Raw genomic sequence first — 20,757 nt, forward strand, 5'->3', positions numbered from 1 at the left:
GCGGCCGAAGAGGTTCTCGAGCACGTAGTTCCAGTGCGGGAACATGTCGACCACGATGCCGCCGCCGTCCTCCGCGCGGTAGTTCCACGACGGCCGCTGCGACGGGTGCCAGTCGCCCTCGAAGACCCAGTAGCCGAACTCGCCGCGCACCGACAGGATGCGACCGAAAAAGCCGGACTCGATGAGCCGACGCAGTTTGAGCAGGCCGGGCAGGTAGAGCTTGTCGTGCACGACGCCGTTCTTGACGCCGGCAGCGGTGGCCAGGCGGGCGAGCTCGAGCGCCTCGTCGAAGGTCTCCGCGGTGGGCTTCTCCGTGTAGATGGCCTTGCCGGCGGCGATGGCCTTCTTGATCGCGGCCGCGCGCGCCTGTGTGACCAGGAAGTCCGCGTAGATGGGGAAGTCGTCGTTGGCGAGGGCCTCATCGAGGCTGGTGGTGTAGTGCTCGATGCCGTGGCGCTCGGCAAGGTCGCGCAGCTTCGCCTCGGACCGACCCACGAGCATCGGTTCGACCTGGCGGCGCGTGCCGTCGGACAGTTCGATGCCGCCCTCGTCGCGGATCGCAAGGATCGACCGCACCAGGTGCTGGCGGTAGCCCATGCGCCCGGACGCGCCGTTCATGATGATTCCGATGGTCTGCTCGGCCACTGTGCTCTCGTTCCTCCGTCGTCGACCGCCGCCTCGTTGCCGCGGTGCTGCATGTCCCCTCGTCCTGTGCTCGGCGGTCGCCGCAGGGTGTCGGGCGGAAAGCGTTTACCAATAGTAGAGCGAAGGCAGGGCCGCGCGCAAGCCTGGGAGCGTGGCGGCGGTCCGTCCTCTCGGCGGCTCGCTGGCGTCGGGCCGATGCGCGCGCGACGTGGGCGTGTGCCCCGCGGACGCGCGGGGGGTGGGACGGCTACCGCTCCGGCGTGGACTCGCGCACGATGACCTCGGTGCCGACGAGTTCGGCGTCGGAGTCGCCATCCGCGAGGGCGAGCGCGAGCGCCCTCGCGCCCACGTCCTCGAGCGGGAGTCGGACGGACGTGAGCCGCGGCGTCACGTCGCGCAGCGTCGGGATGTCATCGAAGCCTGCGACGCCGAGGTCCACACCCGGCTCAAGCCCGAGGTCGCGCATCGCGGACATGGCACCCACGGCCATGACGTCATTGACCGCGAAGACCAGGTCGATCCCGTCGAGCCCGCGCTCCGCGAGCTCACGCATGCCCTCGTAGCCACCGTCGCGTGTGAACGCCGCGGGCACGATGCGCTCAGGCGCGATCGGGGAGCCCGCCTCGGCATAGGCGGCGGCAAAGCCCTCAAGGCGGTCGCCGGACGTGCGCAGGCCGGCGCTGCCGGCCGCGACGTTCTCAGGGTCGGTACCCGGTCCGGCCAGGATGGCAGCGCCGCGGTAGCCGTGTCCGTGCAGGCGGGTGCCGAGCTGGTGCGCTCCGCCACGGTTGTCGAGCGGAACGGCGCGGAACGGCGCGTCGGTCGCGGTGATGAACACGGCGCGACCGCCCGCGGCCTCGTATGCGGCGAGTTCCGCGTGCAGCGCCTCGGTGTGGGGATCCGGCGTGCGGCGGGACGCGGCGAGGATGATGGCGCGAGCGCGCTGCCCCCGCATCGCGCGCACGAGCTCGACCTCGCGAGCAGTGTCGCGCGATGTCTGAGCCATCGTGACGATCAGGCCGTTGCTCGCTGCGGCGTCGACCACGCCGGCCGCGATCGAGGAGAAGTAGGGGTCGGCGATGTCGCCCACGAGGAGCGCGACGGTCGTGGTCGTGCCGCGGGCGACGGCCTGGGCGGAGGTGTTGGCGGTGTATCCGAGCCGCTCGGCCGCCGCGAGCACGAGCTGGCGGTTCGACTCCTTGACGTTCCTGGTGGATCCGTTCAGCGTGCGTGACGCAGTCGCGAGCGAGACACCGGCCGCGCGCGCGACGTCGTGCAGCGTCACGGGCGATGTCCGCGAGGGGTCGGTCACGTGCACTCCTGCCGTTGGTGCGCCGTGCGGCGCAGGGGCGGCGGCGCGCGGCGCGAGCGTCGCCGGTGACGCAGTGAGGCGCGCCGTCCGGGGATAGCCTGGCACGGGTGGGACCCGGTGTCACGCCGCCGGCGTGCGTGTTGCCGGCCTGGGGATAGCGATTTCCGGTCCCCTTGGATAGTGTGGATAGCGCTTTCCGGCGACGCCAGGGTTTCCGACAGGACCGCCCCCGGCGCCGCACCACGACAAGGAGCACATCGACGTGACCCCCGCCCCAGCTGTTGTCGCCGAGGACTGCGGCGACCGCATCGTCCTCACTGCCGGCCAGGTCGAGCTCGTCCACTACGTCTATCGCCCCACCGACGTGCTCCTCGAGTCGCCACGGCCGTACCTGAGCCCCATCCGCACGCTCGGCGGATCGCTCGTGTCGCTGTTCCGTCCGCACGACCACGTCTGGCACAAGGGCATCGCTTGGTCCCTGCCGGTGGTGGGTGACGAGAACTTCTGGGGAGGCCCGACGTTCGTGACGGGCGAGGGCTACGTGCAGCTGCCCAACAACGGTGAGCAGCGGCATGAGGGCGTCGAACTCGCGGAAGCGGACGGGGCCGCAGCACTCACGGAGACGCTCACCTGGGTGACCCAGGCGGGCGAGCACGTCTTCGACGAGCTCCGGACCATCACCGCGCGGGTGCTGGACCCGACCACGTGGGAGCTCGGATTCGAGACCCGCATGACCTCGACCGCGGACCGCGTCCAATCGATCGGTTCTCCCACGACCCGCGGCCGCGACAACGCGGGCTATGGCGGCCTGTTCTGGCGCGGGCCGCGCTCGTTCACGGGCGGCGCGATCCTGGCCCCTGACCGCGAGGGCGGCGATGAGCTGCGGGGCACGCGAGCACCGTGGATGGGCTTCCGCGGCGTGCACGACGGCGACGGAGCCGTGTCGACAGTGGTCATGGCGGACCACCCCGAAAACGCTGCGCATCCGCCCCAGTGGTTCGCGCGGACCGAAGACTTCGCTTGCCTGTGCCCGGCGCCGTTCTTCTCTGAGGAACGCGCGGTCGAACCCGGCGCGACGCTGCACGAGCGCTACACGGTCCTCGTGCACGACGGCGGGTGGGGCAGCGCCGATGCGGGGGCGGCCGTCGCCCGCGCGCTCAGCCCGGCGGGGAGTCCCGTGGCACGGGCCGATGCGGCGGCGCCATGAGCGCGCCCCTCGCCCCCGGGGGGACCTCGGTCACCGCGCTCGCCGTGTACGACGCGGCCGCACCCGACGGCCTCGCCGGCGGCAGCCCGCACCTTCACACCGTCGCGACCGAGGCCTACCTGGTCACGGCCGGCACCGGTGAGCTCCACACGATCGACGCGGACGGCTGGCGGTCGACGCTGCTCGAACCCGGTGCGACGGTGTGGTTCTCTCCCGGCGTCATCCACCGCGCCGTGAACACTGGTGGGCTCGAGGTGCGCGTGGTGATGTCGCACGCCGGGCTGCCCGAGGCGGGCGATGCCGTGCTGACCTTCCCGGATGAGGTCCTCGCGGACGCTGACCGCTACGCGGCGGCCGCGTCGCTGCCAGGGCCCGACGTGTCGCGCGAGGACCGCCTCGCCGCGGCGCTGCACCGCCGCGACCTCGCGGTGGCGGGGTATCGGGAGCTGCTGATCGACGGGCCCCACGGACCGCAGGTCGAGGCCGAGCGTCTGCAGCGCCTGCGTGAGCGTGCGGCGGCACTGGTGCGGCCGCGCGTCGACGCCTGGCGTGAACTGTCTGCGGCGACCGTCGACCGCGTCGCGCGCGAGACCGCTGCGCGGCTCAGTGCTCTTGCGCGAGGAGACGCGGCCGTGCTGGGCGACGCCCACGTGGCCGTCGCAGCACACTCGCAGGACTACGGCATGTGCGGCGTGCTCATGCGCGAATCGACTGCCCCAGGAGGAGACCGATGACCACGACCCTGCGAGCCGCGATCGTCGGCACGGGAGCCATCGCCCACGCGCATGCGGAGTCCCTCGCCCAGATCCCCGCCGGCGAACTGGTCGCCGTCACCGACCGCGACCCTGAGAGCGCACGGGCGTTCTCCACGCGCTTCGGCGGCGTGGTTTACGGCACCCTCGAGGAGCTCCTCGAGACCGAGCAGCCCGACGTCGTGCACATCTGCACGCCGCCAGGAGTTCACGCGCCGCAGGCGGTCGCCGCCATGGAGGCCGGCGCGCATGTCGTGTGCGAGAAGCCGGCAGCACTGTCGCTCGCGGAGCTCGACCGGATGATCGACGCCTCGGAGCGCACCGGTCGCCGGCTCGCGATCGTGTTCCAGCAGCGCACGGGCACCGCGGCTGCGCACGTGAAGGACCTGTTGGACTCCGGCGCGCTCGGCCGGCCGCTCGTGGGCGTGTGCCAGACGCTGTGGTTCCGCGACCAGGCGTACTTCGACGTGCCGTGGCGGGGCAACTGGGCCACCGAGGGCGGCGGGCCCACGCTCGGCCACGCGATCCACCAGATCGACCTCCTCGCCTATCTGCTGGGCGAGTGGGAATCGGTGCGCGCAGACCTGTGGCGCCTGGACCGCGAGACCGGGACCGAGGACGCCTCGACCGCGACGGTGACCTTCGACAGCGGAGCCGTCGCCTCGGTCGTCACGAGCGCGGTGTCGCCGCGCGAGGTGTCGGCGATCCGCATCGACACGGAGCGCGCGACCGTGACGGTCGAGCACCTCTACGGCCACGGCCACGATCACTGGTGCATCACGCCCGCGCCGGGAGTCCCGGAGGACGAGGTGGCCCGGTGGGCGCTGCCGTCGATCGAGGAGCCGAGCGGCCACGTCCCGCTGCTGCGCGAGATCTACGCGGCGCTCGCCGCCGGCACGGCGCTCCCGCACCTCGCATCCGATCCTGCGCGGTCCTTCGAGATCGTCACGGCGGTGTACTCCTCTGCGGCCCGCGACGGCGCTTGTGTCGCCCGCGAACGGCTGCGCGAGGATGCGTCGCGCCTGGCGAGCCTCGAGTCGACCGTCACGGAGCGTCGCCCGGGTCGCGCATGACCCGGCCGGCAGGCCCCCACCAGCCCACTGCCGCACCGGCGGCCCGATCGGCTTCGGAGGATCCGGCTCCGCTGCCGTTCCACGATCCGGTCGACGACGGTGCGACCGACCCCGCCGTGATCCGCGATCGGGCCACGGGGGAGTGGGTCATGCTCTACACGCAGCGGCACCCGTCGTCCGTCCGGCCCGGTGTGTCGTGGGTGCACGGCAGTCGGATCGGCGCCGCTCGCTCCGCCGATGGCGTGCGGTGGGCCTACGTTGGCGTGCTCGACGGCCTCGATACGGATGCCGACGGCCCCGGTCCGCACACGCACTGGGCGCCGGAGGTCATCTGGGACGGCGAGCGCTACCGCATGTACCTCACGCACATCCGCGGGATTCCCGAGCAATGGGCGGGCCATGCGCGCCGCATTCGCGAGCTGGTGTCCGACGACCTCCGTGAGTGGAGGTTCGTGCGCGACCTCGAGCTCTCGCGCGACCGTGTCATCGACGCGTGCGTGGCGCGCTGCCCCGACGGACTGTGGCGACTGTGGTGGAAGGACGAGGCTGACGGTTCGACCAGCTGGGTTGCGTCGACCGGCGACCTCGACGGTGACTGGCACGTCGACGGCCAGGCGGTGGGCGGCCGCGCGCACGAGGGTTCGAACGTGTTCTCCCTGGCAGGGTACTGGTGGATGCTCACAGACGAGTGGCGCGGGATGGCGGTGTGGCGATCGGCCGATGCGGTGACGTGGGAACGTCAGGGCGGCCCCGATGCGGTGGTTCTGGGGACGCCGGGTGCGCACCCGGAGGACCGCACCGTGGGGCGGCACGGCGACGTCGTGGTCGAGGGCGACGAGGCGACGCTGTTCTACTTCACGCACCCCTGGTGGGACGGAACCGAGATCGAGGACGCGCCCGGGCATGACAGTCGACTGAGTGCCGTCCACGCCGCGCGCCTCACCGTGATCGACGGGGTCCTGACGTGCGAGCGAGGGCGCGCCGGCGGGTCGTTCGAAGGTCTCGGAAAGGTCACAGTTTGAACCGATTCCGCAAGTGCGTTGACTCGTTTCATCCGATGGGTTACGTTACGGATAGCGCTTTCCAAGGGAGGAGGGTGCCGCGGTTTCGCCCCACGTTGCCGCCACCAAGGAGAACAACGGAGTTTTCGGGAGGACAGTGATGTTTAACGCTCACAAGCGCCGCAGCATTCTTGCCGCGGCAGCACTCACCATGGCCGGAGCCCTAACGCTCGCGGCCTGCTCGTCGGATAGTTCAGACCCGGAGTCCTCCGGTTCCGACGGCGGCGGAGAGGGCTCCGGCGAGGAGGTCACGCTCGACTTCGCGTTCTGGGGCAACGACGTCCGCGCGGACCTGTACAACCAGGCGATCGCGCTGTTCCAGGAGGAGTACCCGAACATCACGGTGAACAGCACGTTCCTGGGCTACCCCGAGTTCTGGGAGAAGCGTCAGACCGAGGCTGCCGGCGGCGGACTCCCCGACGTCATGCAGTTCGACTACTCGTACCTGCGCCAGTACTCCGAGAACAGCCTGCTCCTCGACCTGGGTCCGCACCTGGGCAACGAGATCGCGACGGACGGGTTCACCGACCAGATCCTCAGCATCGGCGTCGTGGGCGGCACCACCACTGCGATCCCGATCTCCACCAACGCGTGGGGCATGTACACGAACCCGCAGCTGCTCGACACCGTGGGCGTCGCGGAGTTCGGCGGCGGCTCGTGGGAGGACTACCAGGCCTGGATGGCCGAGGTCACCGATGCCTCGGGCGGCGAGATCTATGGCGGCACCGACTACACGGGCCGCATCCAGAACTTCGAGATCCAGCTGCGAGCCGAGGGTAACAATCTCTTCAACGAGGACGGCACTCCCGGCTTCGACGAGGCCCGCCTCACCGAGTTCTGGGAGTCCGGCGCCTCGATGCGCGGCGACGGTGCCTCGGGCATCTCGCAGCAGCAGCTCGAGGAGATCGCGCCGCTGTCCGGCTTCGGTGCAGCGCTGACGGCCTCCGAGCTGACGTGGGACAACTTCGGTGGCGGCTACCTGGGCGAGCTGGGCGAGTCGTACACCGAGCTGGGCCTCATCGCCCCGCCCGTGACCGTCGAGGGTGCGCAGGACCTCTACCAGAAGCCGTCGATGCTCCACGCGATCGCGGCGAACACGGAGAACCCGGCCGAATCCGCGATGCTGGTCGACTTCCTCGTGAACTCGCCCGAGGTGGGTGCGATCTTCGGCACCAACCGCGGCCTGCCGGCTTCCGCCGACATGCGTGACGGCATCGCGTTCGAGGGTCTCGATGAGCAGATCCGCGCCTACGAGGAGTCCATCGCGGACCGCCTGGGCGACGCCCCGCCCGTGCCGCTCGTGGGCTACGGCTCGCTTGAGGAGAAGTTCCGCGTGCTCGGCACCGAGCTCGGCTTCGGCACCATCTCCGTCGAAGACGCCGTGAGCCAGTTCTTCGCCGAGATGGACGTCATCCTCGGTTCCTGATCGATGGGCCCCGGGGGTCGGCCTGACGTGCCGGCCCCCGGGGGTACCCTCGACCCCACAGGAGAGAAAGTGACCAGCACCGTGCCCCGTGCCGCAGAAGCCACGGAGTCGCTCGGAGAGCCCCAGGGCTCGTCCAAGCGATCGCCGCGCAACGAGACCCAACGCTCGCGCCACTGGCGAGAGAACCTCGCGGGCTACGGGTTCCTGACGCCCTGGCTGATTGGGTTCTTTGGCCTCACGCTGATCCCGATGGCGTACTCGCTGTACCTCAGCTTCACGAGCTACAACATCTTCTCGCCGCCCGAGTGGATCGGCTTCGACAACTACGCCCGGATGTTCGAGGATCCGGTCTACGTCAACTCTGTCAAGATCACCGCGATCTACGTCCTGGTAGGCGTCCCCATCAAGCTTGCCGCGGCCCTGGGCGTGGCGATGCTGCTGAACTACCGCGATCGCGGCGCCGGCTTCTTCCGGTCGTCGTTCTACGCCCCCTCGCTGATCGGCGCCTCGGTGTCCGTCGCGATCGTGTGGCGCGCGATGTTCTCGACTGACGGCCCCGTCGACGACACCCTGAGTTTCTTCGGCCTTGAGATCGGCGGCTGGGTGGGCAACGTCGCGCTCGTGCTTCCCATGATGATCCTGCTCGCGGTGTGGCAGTTCGGTGCACCCATGGTGATCTTCCTCGCCGGCCTCAAGCAGGTGCCGCGCGAGCTCTATGAGGCCGCTGACATGGACGGCGCGGGCCCCATCCGCAAGTTCAAGTCCATCACCCTGCCCATGCTGTCCGCAGTGGTCTTCTTCAACCTGCTGCTGGAGATCATCGGTGCGTTCCAGGTGTTCTCGTCCGCGTACATCATTTCGAACGGCTCCGGCGGTCCCGCCGGCATGACCAACTTCTACACGGTCTACCTCTACAAGCGGGCCTTCACCGACGGCCAGATGGGCTACGCCGCGGCGATGGCGTGGGTGCTCGTCATCGTTGTCGCGATCCTCGCGTTCGTCCTCTTCCGCACCTCCAAGATGTGGGTGCACTACCAGGGAGACAGCAAGTGAGCACGCTTCGAGAGATCCGCACGCCCGCCGATCCGGCGCGCGGCGAGCAGGCCCGTCCCCCGCGCTTCACGCGCAAGCAGATCAACACGGCGATCTGGTTCGCGGTGCTCATGGCCTCCACCGCGATCGTGCTGTACCCGCTGGTGTGGCTGCTGGTGTCGACGTTCAAGGACAACAGCGAGTTCGGCCAGAATCAGGGACTCATCCCCAACGACCCCACGTTCGACAACTACGCCAAGGTCTTCGAGGGAATCGCGGGCGTGCCCATGTGGCGCTTCTTCGCCAACTCGACGGTGATCGCGGTCGCGGCGACGTTCGGCACGCTGCTGAGCTCGTCCATGGCGGCCTACGCGTTCGCGCGCATCCGCTTCCGCGGCGTCGGAATCTTCTTCGCCGCCATGATCGGCACGCTGCTGCTGCCGTTCCACGTGGTGATCATTCCGCAGTACATCATGTTCAACAACCTGGGCATGATCGATACCTACTGGCCGCTGATCCTGCCCAAGTTCCTCGCAACCGAGGCGTTTTTCGTCTTCCTCATGGTGCAGTTCATGCGCGGCATCCCGCGCGAGATGGATGAGGCCGCGAGGGTCGACGGCGCCGGGCACGTCAGGACCTTCGCATCGATCATGCTGCCGCTGATCCAGCCGGCGCTGGTGACCAGTGCGATCTTCAGCTTCATCTGGACGTGGAACGACTTCCTGGCGCCGCTGATGTACATCACCAGCCCGGACAAGTACCCGCTGCCCATCGCGCTGCGCCTGTACAACGATCAGACCAGCACCTCGGACTACGGTGCGACCGTGACGGCCTCGTTCATCGCGCTGATCCCGATCCTGCTGTTCTTCCTCGTGTTCCAGCGCTTCCTGGTCGCGGGCGTGGCCACCCAGGGACTCAAGGGCTGACATGGGGATCTCACGCGAGGAGCGCGCCGCGCGGCGCCTGGACCGGGACGGCATTGGACCCGTCCTCCATGACCGCCCGGTGGGCGCGTGGCCAGGTGCCGTGGGCGGCTTCGCGCTGTGGGGCGAGGTGCTGCTCACGGGCATCATGGTGACGATCGCCTCGCTGGGCATCGTGACACTGCCCGCCGCCCTTGCGGCTGGGAGCCGACACCTCACCCGCTACGCGCGCTCCGAGTCCTCACGGTGGGCCGAGTTCTGGGCGGACGTCCGCGCGGCGCTTCCGGGCGGGATCGGCATCGGGGCCGTCTCGGCGGTGCTCGGTACGGTCCTGGCCGTCGACATCTCGCTCGCGCGCGCGGGGATGCTGCCCGCGGCCGCCGCGATCGAGGCCGTCAGCTGGCTTGGTCTGGTGGCGACCGGCACCGTCCTGCTCGCCGCCGCTGGCCAGTGGGACCAACACGCCGGGTGGCGCGCCGCGGTCATGCGCGGGCTGTCCCAGCTGCGCGGCGACATCGGCGGTGCCGCATATCTGGTGGTCACCGTGGCGTTCGTGGGGGTCTGCACCTGGGCGCTGCCCGCGCTGCTGGTGCCCGCACTGGGCTGTGCGGCCATCGCGATCGTCGCGATCCCTGCCCGCCCGCGCCGTCACCATGGTGAGGACCTCGCCTGACCCAGCCCGCGCATCGGCCCTCCTGAGGCCGGGCGCGACCACCGACACGAGCGCCCCGACGGAACCCGGGGAAAAGGAGAGGCATGTACTACGGCGGCGACTACAACCCCGAGCAGTGGCCCGAGGAGCTCTGGCCTGAGGACGTCGCGCGGATGCGCGAGGTCGGCGTGACCATGGTGAGCCTGGGCATCTTCTCGTGGAGCAGGATCCAGCCCGCGGAAGGGGAGTTCGACTTCGCGTGGCTGGACCGGGTGATCGATCTGCTGCACTCGGGCGGCATCGCCGTCGACCTCGCGACCGCCACCGCCTCGCCGCCGCCATGGATGCACGAGCGCTACCCCGAGGTGCTGCCCGTCACTGCCGAGGGCGTCACGCTCGGCCCCGGCAGCCGCCAGCACTACGCGCCCAGCTCGCCCGTCTACCGTCGCCTCGCCGCCGAGCTGGTGACCGCGTTGGTCGAGCGCTACGCGAGCCACCCGGCGATCGTGATGTGGCACGTCAACAACGAGTACGGCTGCCACCTCCACGCGGACTACTCGGACAGTGCCCGCGACGCGTTCCGCACGTGGCTGCGCGACCGCTACGGCTCGGTCGCCGCGCTCAACGATGCGTGGGGCACGGACTTCTGGGCGCAGCGGTACACGTCCTTCGACCAGGTGCTGCCGCCGCGCGCCGCTCCCTACAGCCACAACCCCGGCCAGTTGCTCGACTTCCACCGCTTCACCTCCGACATGCTGCTCGAGTGCTACCTGATGGAGAAGGAGATCATCAGGGCGGCCGGCGCGACGCAGCCCATCACCACCAACTTCATGGGCGCGTTCAAGCCGGCGAACTACGCCGAGTGGGCGCAGCACATGGACGTCATCACGGACGACTGCTACCCCGACCCGAACGACCCCGAGTCCTTCCGCGACGCGGCCTTCCAGCGCGACCTGGTGCGCTCCTTCAAGCCCGACGTCCCGTGGTTGCTCATGGAGCAGGCGACCAATGCGCTCAACTGGCGGCCCGCCAACGCCCCCAAGGCGCCGGGGCAGATGGAGGCGCTGTCGATCCAGTGCGTGGGGCGTGGCGCGGACGGGATCCTGTTCTTCCAGTGGCGCCAGTCACGGGCGGGAGCGGAGAAGTTCCACTCGGCGATGCTCCCGCACTCCGGCACCGACACGCGCACGTGGCGCGAGGTGACGCGCCTGGGTGCGACGCTCGGCTCGCTGTCAGAGCTGCCCATTGGCGCGGACGCTCGGGTCGCCCTGGTGATGGACTGGGAGAACTGGTGGGCCGTCGAGAGCCCCGACCACCCGCTGAACGAGTTCGACTATGTGAAGGTGCTGCAACGCTGGTACCGGGCGCTGCACCGGCGCCACGTCGCGGTCGACATCGTGCCGCCGGAGCGCGTCGAGCCCGGCGACTACGACCTGGTGATCGCCCCCGCGCTGTACCTGCTGCGCCATCAGGGAGCCGAGTCGCTCGCCGCCCACGTGCGCGCCGGCGGGCACCTGCTGGCGGGCCCCTTCACCGACGTGGTCGACCACTACGACCGCTTCCTCGACGGTGGTTTCCTCACCAGGCTGGGGCCGGTGCTGGGCGTGGGGATCGAGGACTTCGGCGCTCTCGTCACCCCTGGCAGCGGCCCGGGCGAGTCCGTGGCGCCGCTGTCCGGCCCCTTCGGGACCGTCCACGGCACGCTGCTGGCGGAGGAGGTGCGACTGCAGGGGGCCGATGCGGTCGCCAGGTTCTCGTCGGGACGCCGGCAGGGCGACCCCGCTCTGACGCAGTTCTCCGGGGCTGGCGGCACCGGCTGGTACGTTGCAACGGTGGCAGACGAGGACGGCTGCGACGCGATCGCTGGGCACGTCCTGGAGGCCGCCGGGGTGCGCCCGGTTCTCGAGGGTGCGCCGTCGACGGTCGACGTGTCGCGGCGCGGCGATGTCGTGACTGCGGTCAACTGTGGATCCGAGCCGGTGACGGTGCCTCTTGCTGGCCGCGACCTGCTCGCGGACGCCCCGGTCGAGTGCGTGACCCTCGAGCCGTGGGGCTTCGCTGTGGTGCGGGAGGGCTGAGCCCTTGCGCGTGGTGATCGCGCCGGACTCGTTCAAGGGGACGGCGTCCGCCGAGGACGCCGCCGCGGCGCTCGCCGAGGGCTGGCGTTCGGTGGATTCTTCGGTCGACATCGAGATCCGGGCGATGGCCGACGGGGGAGAGGGCACCATCGACGCGCTGGCCGCCGCTCCCGGTGCGGTGCGGCGCACTGTCGACGTCACCGGCCCCGACGGGCGGCCCGTCACCGCCGCGTGGGTGGTGCTCGACGAGCCGCCGGGTCCCACTGCGGTGATCGAACTCGCCCAGTCCTCGGGCATCACGCTCATGCAGGAGCTCGCGGCTCTGGAGGCTCACACCCTGGGGCTCGGCCAGGTCATTCAGGCGGCGCTCGGCGAAGGCGCGCACCGGCTGCTCGTGGCGGTGGGCGGGTCCGCGTCGACGGACGGAGGGACCGGGGCGCTGCGCGCGCTCGGCGCCCGCTTCGAGGACGTCGAGGGTGCACCGTTGCCGCTCGGGGCTCGCGGCCTGGAGGCCGTCGCCAGTGTGGCCGTCGACGGCCTGGTGCCTCTGCCAGCGGGAGGCGTGACCGTGCTCACGGACGTCACGAACCCGCTCACCGGTCCGTCGGGCGCAGCCGTGGTCTACGGCCCGCAGAAGGGGGCCGACCCCGACCAGGTGGTGCGCATGGACGCGGCGCTCGAGCAGCTGGCGATCGCCGTCTCACGGGCCGCGCCCGACCACGCTCCCGACCCCGCCGCGCCCGGTGCCGGCGCCGCAGGCGGCACCGCCTACGGACTCGCCCTGTGGGGCGCGGCGCTCGCGCACGGGGCGTCTGCGGTGGCAGACGCGATCCGCCTGAGTGACGCGCTCGAGGGCGCGGACCTCGTCATCACCGGTGAGGGCCGCTTCGACGGCCAGTCCGAGCAGGGCAAGGTGGTGTCCGAGGTAGGCAGCCGCGCCGCGGCCGCCGGGGTTCCCGTCGCCCTCGTGGCTGGCGCGATCGACGCCCCCACCGACGGATTCGCCGCCGCCGTGTCGCTCACCGACCTCGCCGGCTTGGCCGAGTCTGCGATGGCCGACACCCTCGCGTGGCTGCGTGCCGCGGGTGCCCAGCTCGCGCATCGGCCCTGACCTTCACCTGACCGCACCCCCGTCGTCACCCAGGAGAACCTTTGACCGACGTCACCATCACGCTCGACCCCAGCTCGCGCATCGGGGCTGTGCCTCGCCGTCTGTTCGGCGGCTTCGTCGAGCACCTGGGCCGACACATCTACGACGGGATCCACGAGCCCGGCCACCCGAGCGCTGATGCCGACGGATTCCGGCAGGACGTCATCGAGCTGGTGCGCGAACTGGGCGTGTCCACGATCCGCTACCCCGGCGGCAACTTCGTGTCCGGCTACCGCTGGGAGGACGGCGTGGGTCCGCGCGAGGACCGGCCCACCCGCCTGGACCTCGCGTGGCACTCGATCGAGACCAACGAGGTGGGGCTGCACGAGTTCTCCACGTGGCTCGAGAAGGTGGGCTCCGATCTGATGCTCGCCGTGAACCTCGGCACGCGGGGAATCGAGGAGGCCGTGGACCTGCTCGAGTACGCGAACGTTCCGGGCGGCACCACGCTGTCCGAGCGGCGACGCGACAACGGTCGGGACGAGCCTTTCGCGGTCGAGATGTGGTGCCTGGGAAACGAGATGGATGGGCCGTGGCAGCTGGGCCATCTCGACGCGGACTCGTATGGGCGCCTGGCCTCGCGCACCGCGCACGCGATGAAGCTGGTGGATCCGGCGATCACGACGGTCGCGTGCGGATCCTCGAGTCGCGACATGGACACCTTCGGCACCTGGGAGCGGACCGTCCTAGGCCACGCGTACGACAACGTCGACTACCTGTCCTGCCACGCGTACTACGAAGAGCGCGACGGTGACCGGGCGGCCTTCCTGGCCTCGGGGGAGCACATGGCCCGGTTCATCGATGAGATCATCGTCGCGGCGGACCACGTCAAGGCGCTCAAACGCTCGGACAAGACCATCCAGATCTCGTTCGACGAGTGGAACGTCTGGTACATGAACCGGCCGGCTCCGGGCTCGTTCTCCGGCACAGCCGTGGACGAGTTCGCCCACGCGCCGCGTCTCCTCGAGGACCAGTACACGGTGCTGGATGGCGTGGTGTTCGGCTCGCTGCTCATCACGCTGCTGCGCCACTGCGACCGCGTCACCAGCGCGTCGCTCGCGCAGCTGGTCAATGTCATCGCGCCCATCATGACCGAGCCCGGCGGGCCTGCATGGCGGCAGACCACGTTCTACCCGTTCGCGCTGACCTCGCGGCTCGCGCGGGGCGTGGCGCTGCGCGTGCCGGTCAGCTCTGGCACGTTCTCCGCCGCGAAGCTGGGCGAGGTCGCGGATGTGGACGCGGTTGCTACCTGGGACCAGGACGCCGGTGCGGCATCGGTCTTCGTGGTGAACCGTGCGCTCGACGGGTCGCGGGACGTGAGCGTCGATGTGAGCGGGCTGGGCGCCGTGGCGGTCGAGGAGGCCCACCTGCTCGCGGACGGCGACCTCGATGCCGCGAACACTCTCGACGATCCCGAGCGGGTCTCGACGGTTGCCCTGGAGGGGGCGACCGTGGCGGACGGCATCCTGACGTTCACCCTGCCCGCGGTGTCGTGGGCCGCGGTGTCGCTGACGCTGAGCTAGCCGCGCGCGCCCCAGTGACGCGGGGCGTCGTCGTCAGCCGGTGAGGTCCGCGTCCAGCGTGCTGCACTGCTCCGCGACCTCGCCGGGAAGCAGCGACGTCAGGAGCGACGTCAGGGCGTCGTGATGCTCGGCGGGGACGCGGTCGAGCAGCGTCTCGCGGATGGTCTGCGTGTAGACCGCGCGCGACTCGTCGACGAGCACGGCGCCGGCGTCCGTCAGCACCGCCCAGTTCGCCCGACGGTCGAAGTCGCAGATCTCGCGCGTGACCAAGCCGGCTGATTCGAGGCGTGTGATCGCGTGCGACAGCCGCGACAGCGATGCGTCCGAACTCTTGGCGATCTGCGTGAGCTGCAGACGCCGGTCAGGCTGGTGTGACAGCACGTCCAGCACGCCGTACTGGAAGTGGTTGAGACCGGTAGCCGCGCGGATCCGCTCGTCGACGACTCCCGGGAGGGTGCCCAGTACGGCGGAGAAACGGCGCCACAGCAGCTCCTCGGAGCGCGTGAGCTCCTCGACGGCGGTGGCGGGCGTGCTGATCACGTCCCAGATTCTAACAAGTTGACCCTTCAACCGAAAGGGAGGGGCCTCGCAGCGGGGGTCGGGCGAGTCAGGGCCGCGCCTCGTCCTCGATCCGGTCCCGAGCGATCTCGATCGCGGCCTTCCAGGTCGCCGGGAACTCGCGCACGTAGCCCAGCACCGTGTGCTCCTTGGCGAGGATGGGCGGAAACGCGCCCTGCGCCTCCAGGCCCACCGAGCGGCACAGCCACATCGCGCGCGGCAGGTGAAACTCCTGCGAGCACACGATCACCGAGGACAGGCCCCGCTCGTCGCGGGCATTGAGGGCCGATGCGCGGGTGTCGTGGCCGTGCGGGTCGCGGTCGAGCGCGTGCTCGGGAACGCCCAGGTCGACCGCCGTGCGAAACATCGCCTCGGTCTCGTCGAGGCCTTCGCGGTTGTCGCCGGCGCCCGTGAGGATCAGCCGAGGAACCAGGCCACGCTCGTAGAGCGCGACGCCCGCCTCGACGCGTTGGCGCAGGAAGAGACTGGGCCGCCCGTCCTGCCAGACCCGAGCGCCCAGCACCATCGCGGCGCCCGCAGGCGCGAAGCGCGACGAGCCCTGGGGGTGGATCCTCCCGGCGGCCATCGCTCGGGCGGCGAGCTGCGGCCCGGCCGCCACCGCGCCCAGGACGACCGCCGCGCGCGCGAGCGCGCTCATGCGAGCCCTGCCCGCATCGGCCGTCCCCGCATGCGCCAGACCGCGACTATCGCAGCGAGTGGCGCCACGCGGCATCCCCGCGGCCGATCGGGAACATCACTCGGCGGCCTCGCATCGAGCGCGACCGGTCCATCCACGCCGAGGTCGGGGCGCCCACCGGGTCGTCGTCCTCGGCGTTCGACACCGCGACCATGCCCGCGACCAGCGCCGCGAGCTCGGCCTCGTCGGGAGCGCCGCGCACGATGCGCAGGCCCGCCGCCGCGTCGAAGGGATCCTCGGTCATCGCCGGCGGCCCGTCACAGCGGCACGTTCCCGTGCTTCTTGGGCGGCAGCGCGGCGCGCTTGGTGCGCAGCGCGCGCAGCGAGCGCACGATGTGCGCGCGGGTCTCGGAGGGCTCGATCACTGCGTCCACGTAGCCCCGGTCCGCAGCGTCGTAGGGGTTGACGATCTGGTCCTCGTACTCGGCCGTGAGGCGCGCGCGCTCGGCCTCGACGTCGCCGCCCTCGTCGGCCACCTTCGCGAGCGGCCGGCGCTGCAGGATGTTGACCGCGCCGCCGGCGCCCATGACCGCGATCTGGGCGGTGGGCCACGCGAGGTTGACGTCCGCACCCAGCTGCTTCGAGGCCATCACGATGTACGCGCCGCCGTAGGCCTTGCGGGTGATGACCGTGACGAGTGGCACCGTCGCCTCCGCGTACGCGAAGATCAGCTTCGCGCCGCGGCGGATGATGCCCTGGTGCTCCTGGTCGACGCCGGGCAGGAAGCCGGGCACGTCCACGAACGTCAGCACGGGGATGTTGAAGCCGTCGCACGTGCGCACGAACCGCGCCGCCTTCTCCGAGGCGTTGATGTCGAGCGTGCCGGCCATCGACTGCGGCTGGTTCGCGACGATCCCGACGGAGTGACCCTCGACGTGGCCGAAGCCCACCAGCACGTTCGGCGCGAACAGCGGCTGGATCTCGAAGTACTCGCCGTCGTCCAGGACCGTCTCGATCACCGCGCGCATGTCGTAGGGCTGGTGGTCCGAGTCCGGCACGATCGCGTTGAGAGCCTCGTCGTCCTCGGTGGGCTCGAGATCGGAGTAGACCTCCCACGACGGGGGGTCGGACAGGTTGTTCTGCGGCAGGAACTGCAGAAGCTGCTGGACGTACTCGATCGCGTCATCCTCGTCCGAGGCCAGGTAGTGGGCCACGCCGGACTTGGTGTTGTGGGTCTGCCCGCCACCCAGCTCCTCGAACGTGACGTTCTCGCCGGTGACGGACTTGATGACGTCCGGTCCGGTGATGAACATCTGCGAGGTGCCGTCCGCCATGACGATGAAGTCGGTGAGCGCGGGGGAGTAGACGGCACCGCCGGCGCTGGGCCCGAGGATGATCGAGATCTGCGGGATCACGCTCGAGGCGGCGACGTTGCGGCGGAAGATCTCCGCGAACTGGGTCAGCGCCGCGACGCCTTCCTGGATGCGTGCGCCGCCGCCGTCCGAGATGCCGATGAGCGGCACGCCGGTGCGCAGCGCGAAGTCCTGGATCTTGGTGATCTTCTGGCCGTGGACCTCGCCCAGCGACCCGCCGAACACCGTGAAGTCCTGGCTGAAGACGGCGACCTGACGGCCGTCGATGGTGCCGTAGCCCGTGATGACGCCGTCGCCGAAGGGGCGGTTGGCGTCGAGGTCGAAGTTGCGGCTGCGGTGGCGGCTCAGGGCGTCGAGCTCGACGAACGAGCCCTCGTCGAGCAGTTGCTCGACGCGCTCGCGCGCGGACTTCTTGCCGCGCGCGTGCTGCTTGTCCTGGGCGACCGTCTCACGCTGCGTCACGGCCTCGTCGAGCTTGCCTCGCAGCTGCTCGAGCGCGCCGGCGGTGGTCTTGATGGGCTGGTTCTCGGGCACGTTCCTCCCTCGGAAGTCTGCCCGATAGCCTAGCCGGGTGAACACGCCGTCGCCCGCAGCCGTGGCCGCCTCGCGCGAGCCGCTGCGCGCGGAGGCGTTCGAGCCGATCGTCGGGCCCTCGCGTCAGCTGTCCCGGCTGGAGGTGCTTGCGGCCTCGCCGTCGACCAACACGGCGCTCCTGCGCGCGGTTGCCGAGGATCCCGACGCGTGGCCGCACCTGTCCGGCATCGTCGCGGATCATCAGACCGCGGGCCGCGGTCGCGCGGGCCGGTCGTGGGCCACGCCGCGGGGTGCGGCGCTGACGGTGTCGCTGCTGCTGCGTCCGTCCGGGATCGGTCCTGCGGGGTACGGCTGGGCGCCGCTGGTGGCCGGGCTGGCGACCGTGCGCGCCCTGCGCGACGTGGGCGTGGGAGCGTGGCTCAAGTGGCCCAACGACGTGGTGGTCGAGGCCGGCGCCAAGGACATCCCCGGCTGGGGCCGGTGGCGCAAGGTCGTGGGCATCCTGTGCGAGGCGGTGCCGGGCCAGCGTGCCGTGGTCGCGGGCATCGGGATCAACGTCTCCCAGACCTCTGCGGAGCTGCCCGTACCGCATGCGGCGTCCCTTGCCACCCTGGGGGCCACGGAGCTGGATCGCGTGCGTCTGCTGCGGCGCCTGTCCGCTCACCTGCGCGACGGGGTCGCCGCCTGGGAGGGCGAGTCCGACGACTACTCCATCCGGCCCGAGGTCGAGAAGGTGTGCGCGAGCATCGGCTGGGATGTTGCGGTGGACGTTCCGGGCGCGTCGCCTGTGACCGGTCGCGCGGTCGGGCTCGGTTCTTCTGGAGGTCTCCTGGTGGAGGCCGATGCGGGGGTCACCGAGGTGCTCGCCGGCGACGTTCGGGTGCGGCAGGGCGAGGGCACTGGCTGAGGGCCGATGCGCGCGTCAGTCGCGCGGCAGCGTCGCCTCGAGCTCGCTGTAGTAGCCCGCCATCGCGGAGTGGTAGTCCTCCCACGCCACCGCATCGGCGCTGCCTCCGGCAGCCACCGCCACCAGGCGGTCGAGGTAGTACTCCCAGCCCGGCCCCACCGCGCCGAGGTCGACGTTCTCGAGACGCTGGTGGAAGACCAGACCGGTGACGTGCTCGCGGTACGCGTCTTCGGCGAGCGTGGCGCGCAGGTACCAGATGCCCGCGCTCGTGCGCGCCTCGATGGTCAGGTGCCGCGGCGCCGTGCACTCGTGGACGATGAACTCCTCGGGCGCGGCCTCCGCACCGCCTTCGATCATCGTGAGCCAGGTCCTGCCGGTGTCGAGGTCGCGCTCCCAGCGCGCGATCCACTGCTCGAGCAGGTGCGACTCGGTGAGCAGCGCCCACGCCTCGTCGACCCCGACCGGCAACTCGCGCGTCAGCTGGAGCACGGGGCCGACTTCGCCGCGCACGAACTCCCCTGCGGGGTCTGGCATGGTGTCCTCCTGAGCGGCCGCACGCCTCGTCGCGCGTGGCCGCCTGCTGTCTACAGCAGGCTATCCGCGACCGCGGTCGACCGCATCGTCACGGGTGTGAGCGAGCGTCGGGTGCGTCAGAGGATGGCCGCGAGCTGAGGCGCGCATTCGGCGAGCACGGCCTCACGCGCCTCGGCGGGCGTGCGCGCCGAGCGTGCGAGGTGGGCGAGCCGCGCGCATTCCGCGAAGGTGTGGAGCGACAGCGCGAACCGCACCATCGCGACGCGCGAGGGAGCCATCGACAGGCCCGTGATCCCCAGTCCCGCGAGCACGAGCGCCATGAGCGGGTCTCCCGCCGACTCCCCGCACACGCCCATGGGGCGCCCGTTGCGCATGGCACCGGTCGCCGCATGCGCGACCACATCGAGCACCGCGGGCTGCCACGGGTCCAGGAGTTCGGACAGCTCTCCCTGCATGCGGTCCGCCGCCATCGTGTACTGCGCAAGGTCGTTGGTGCCCAACGAGCCGAAGTCCACCTCCGCCATCACATGCTCGGCGCGCAGCGCGGCCGCGGGCACCTCGATCATCACGCCGACCTTCGACAGTCCGTTCTCCCGCGCACGACGCGCGAACCAGGCCGCCTCCTGCGCATCGGCCACCATGGGCGCCATCACCCACACGTCCGCTCCCGTGCCCGATGCCGCGATGGACAGGGCCTCGAGCTGCGCGTCCAGCAGATCGGGGCGCTCCGCGGACAGCCGCAGCCCGCGCCGTCCGAGCGCTGGATTCTCCTCCGCGCCCAGGTCAGCGAAAGCGAGCGGTTTGTCGGCGCCGGCGTCGAGCGTGCGCACCACCACGCGGCGGCCCTCGAAGGGGGCGAAGACCTGGCGGTAGATCTCGGCCTGCTCGTCGACCGTGGGGGCGGTGGCGGCCGAGAGGAACACGAACTCCGTGCGGAACAGCCCCACGCCCTCGACGTCGGCGTCGCCGGCCGCCTTCGCGTCCTCGATCCCGCCGATGTTCGCGAGCAGCCGCACCTGCTTGCCGTCGAGCGTCCGGCCCGGGCCCGAGCTCCCGGCGAGGGCGGCGACGCGGCGCTCGCCGCGGGCTCGGTGCTCGTCGACCGTGTCCGTGGTCGGGTCCAGGTGGACGGCTCCTGCCTCGCCGTCGATCATCACCATCGCGCCGTCGGCCAGGTCAGCGGCCTCGGCGACCTTGACCACTGCGGGGATCGCCATCTGGGCGGCGAGGATCGCGGTGTGGCTGGTGCGGCCGCCGGCTTCCGTGACAACGCCGGGGGTGATCTCCGCAGCGCCGATGAAGTCGGTCTCAAGATAGGGATAGCCCTCGCCTTCCCATTCGATCGCCTGCTCGTTCACCGGGCGAAGGTCGAGCTCCCGG

General features: G+C 70.8%; 20 protein-coding genes. 12 read left to right on the forward strand and 8 right to left on the reverse strand.

Going from position 1 to position 20,757, the window contains the following annotated elements; genetic code table 11:
• The coding region (locus tag QZ483_RS05850; RefSeq protein WP_297082071.1) for a Gfo/Idh/MocA family protein at nt 1–618 on the reverse strand (618 nt) is incomplete at its 3' end.
• 274 nt (nt 619–892) lie between these two features.
• On the reverse strand, nt 893–1,957 hold the full coding sequence (locus QZ483_RS05855; protein ID WP_297082054.1) for a LacI family DNA-binding transcriptional regulator: 1,065 nt from the start codon (nt 1,955–1,957) through the stop codon (nt 893–895).
• A 262-nt stretch (nt 1,958–2,219) separates the two neighbouring features.
• Here QZ483_RS05855 and QZ483_RS05860 point away from each other — a divergent pair, with 262 nt between their 5' ends.
• From QZ483_RS05860 to QZ483_RS05910, 11 genes are all read left to right on the forward strand, one after another.
• Nucleotides 2,220–3,164, forward strand: coding sequence for a PmoA family protein (locus QZ483_RS05860; protein ID WP_297082055.1), 945 nt, complete (start codon nt 2,220–2,222; stop codon nt 3,162–3,164).
• On the forward strand, nt 3,161–3,898 hold the full coding sequence (locus QZ483_RS05865; protein WP_297082056.1) for a cupin domain-containing protein: 738 nt from the start codon (nt 3,161–3,163) through the stop codon (nt 3,896–3,898). The genes QZ483_RS05860 and QZ483_RS05865 overlap by 4 nt, the downstream gene beginning before the upstream one ends.
• The gene (locus tag QZ483_RS05870; RefSeq protein WP_297082057.1) at nt 3,895–4,989 is read left to right on the forward strand and encodes a Gfo/Idh/MocA family protein; all 1,095 of its coding nucleotides are present in this window, start codon (nt 3,895–3,897) and stop codon (nt 4,987–4,989) included. The genes QZ483_RS05865 and QZ483_RS05870 overlap by 4 nt, the downstream gene beginning before the upstream one ends.
• On the forward strand, nt 4,986–6,011 hold the full coding sequence (locus QZ483_RS05875) for a hypothetical protein (protein WP_297082058.1): 1,026 nt from the start codon (nt 4,986–4,988) through the stop codon (nt 6,009–6,011). The genes QZ483_RS05870 and QZ483_RS05875 overlap by 4 nt, the downstream gene beginning before the upstream one ends.
• A 139-nt stretch (nt 6,012–6,150) precedes the next feature.
• Nucleotides 6,151–7,476, forward strand: a complete 1,326-nt coding sequence (locus tag QZ483_RS05880; RefSeq protein ID WP_297082059.1) for an ABC transporter substrate-binding protein — start codon at nt 6,151–6,153, stop codon at nt 7,474–7,476.
• Between the two features lie 204 nt (nt 7,477–7,680).
• On the forward strand, nt 7,681–8,529 hold the full coding sequence (locus tag QZ483_RS05885) for a carbohydrate ABC transporter permease (RefSeq protein WP_297082072.1): 849 nt from the start codon (nt 7,681–7,683) through the stop codon (nt 8,527–8,529).
• Complete coding sequence (locus QZ483_RS05890; RefSeq protein ID WP_297082060.1) at nt 8,526–9,434, forward strand: carbohydrate ABC transporter permease; 909 nt, start codon at nt 8,526–8,528, stop codon at nt 9,432–9,434. Before QZ483_RS05885 ends, QZ483_RS05890 begins: the two co-directional genes overlap by 4 nt.
• Before the next feature lies 1 nt (nt 9,435).
• Nucleotides 9,436–10,104 carry a hypothetical protein gene (locus QZ483_RS05895; RefSeq protein ID WP_297082061.1) on the forward strand — a complete coding sequence of 223 codons (669 nt, stop codon included), beginning with the start codon at nt 9,436–9,438 and terminating at the stop codon, nt 10,102–10,104.
• Between the two features lie 83 nt (nt 10,105–10,187).
• Entirely contained in the window at nt 10,188–12,161 is a 1,974-nt protein-coding gene (locus QZ483_RS05900) for a beta-galactosidase (protein WP_297082062.1), read from the forward strand.
• Nucleotides 12,162–12,171: 10 nt separating this feature from the next.
• Nucleotides 12,172–13,272 (forward strand): glycerate kinase, encoded by a 1,101-nt coding sequence (locus QZ483_RS05905; RefSeq protein WP_367117087.1) that lies wholly within the window; start codon nt 12,172–12,174, stop codon nt 13,270–13,272.
• Nucleotides 13,273–13,313: 41 nt separating this feature from the next.
• Nucleotides 13,314–14,834, forward strand: coding sequence for an alpha-N-arabinofuranosidase (locus QZ483_RS05910; protein WP_297082064.1), 1,521 nt, complete (start codon nt 13,314–13,316; stop codon nt 14,832–14,834).
• 33 nt (nt 14,835–14,867) lie between these two features.
• Here QZ483_RS05910 and QZ483_RS05915 read toward each other — a convergent pair whose 3' ends face one another.
• The 4 genes from QZ483_RS05915 to QZ483_RS05930 all read right to left on the reverse strand — a co-directional run bounded on the left by QZ483_RS05915 (nt 14,868) and on the right by QZ483_RS05930 (nt 17,888).
• The gene (locus QZ483_RS05915) at nt 14,868–15,374 is read right to left on the reverse strand and encodes a MarR family winged helix-turn-helix transcriptional regulator (RefSeq protein ID WP_297082065.1); all 507 of its coding nucleotides are present in this window, start codon (nt 15,372–15,374) and stop codon (nt 14,868–14,870) included.
• Nucleotides 15,375–15,441: 67 nt separating this feature from the next.
• Complete coding sequence (locus QZ483_RS05920; RefSeq protein ID WP_297082066.1) at nt 15,442–16,050, reverse strand: vancomycin high temperature exclusion protein; 609 nt, start codon at nt 16,048–16,050, stop codon at nt 15,442–15,444.
• 46 nt (nt 16,051–16,096) lie between these two features.
• Nucleotides 16,097–16,333, reverse strand: coding sequence for an acyl-CoA carboxylase subunit epsilon (locus tag QZ483_RS05925; RefSeq protein WP_297082067.1), 237 nt, complete (start codon nt 16,331–16,333; stop codon nt 16,097–16,099).
• Nucleotides 16,334–16,346: 13 nt separating this feature from the next.
• Nucleotides 16,347–17,888, reverse strand: a complete 1,542-nt coding sequence (locus QZ483_RS05930; protein WP_297082073.1) for an acyl-CoA carboxylase subunit beta — start codon at nt 17,886–17,888, stop codon at nt 16,347–16,349.
• Between the two features lie 85 nt (nt 17,889–17,973).
• Here QZ483_RS05930 and QZ483_RS05935 point away from each other — a divergent pair, with 85 nt between their 5' ends.
• Nucleotides 17,974–18,843, forward strand: a complete 870-nt coding sequence (locus QZ483_RS05935) for a biotin--[acetyl-CoA-carboxylase] ligase (protein WP_297082068.1) — start codon at nt 17,974–17,976, stop codon at nt 18,841–18,843.
• Nucleotides 18,844–18,858: 15 nt separating this feature from the next.
• On the opposite strand, the gene QZ483_RS05940 is transcribed toward QZ483_RS05935, so the two are convergent.
• Entirely contained in the window at nt 18,859–19,377 is a 519-nt protein-coding gene (locus QZ483_RS05940) for an SRPBCC domain-containing protein (RefSeq protein WP_297082069.1), read from the reverse strand.
• Between the two features lie 116 nt (nt 19,378–19,493).
• Nucleotides 19,494–20,757 (reverse strand): putative PEP-binding protein (locus QZ483_RS05945; protein WP_297082070.1); only part of this gene is annotated, 1,264 nt, incomplete at its 5' end.

This window comes from uncultured Demequina sp., assembly GCF_913055775.1.
GTDB lineage: Bacteria > Actinomycetota > Actinomycetes > Actinomycetales > Demequinaceae > Demequina.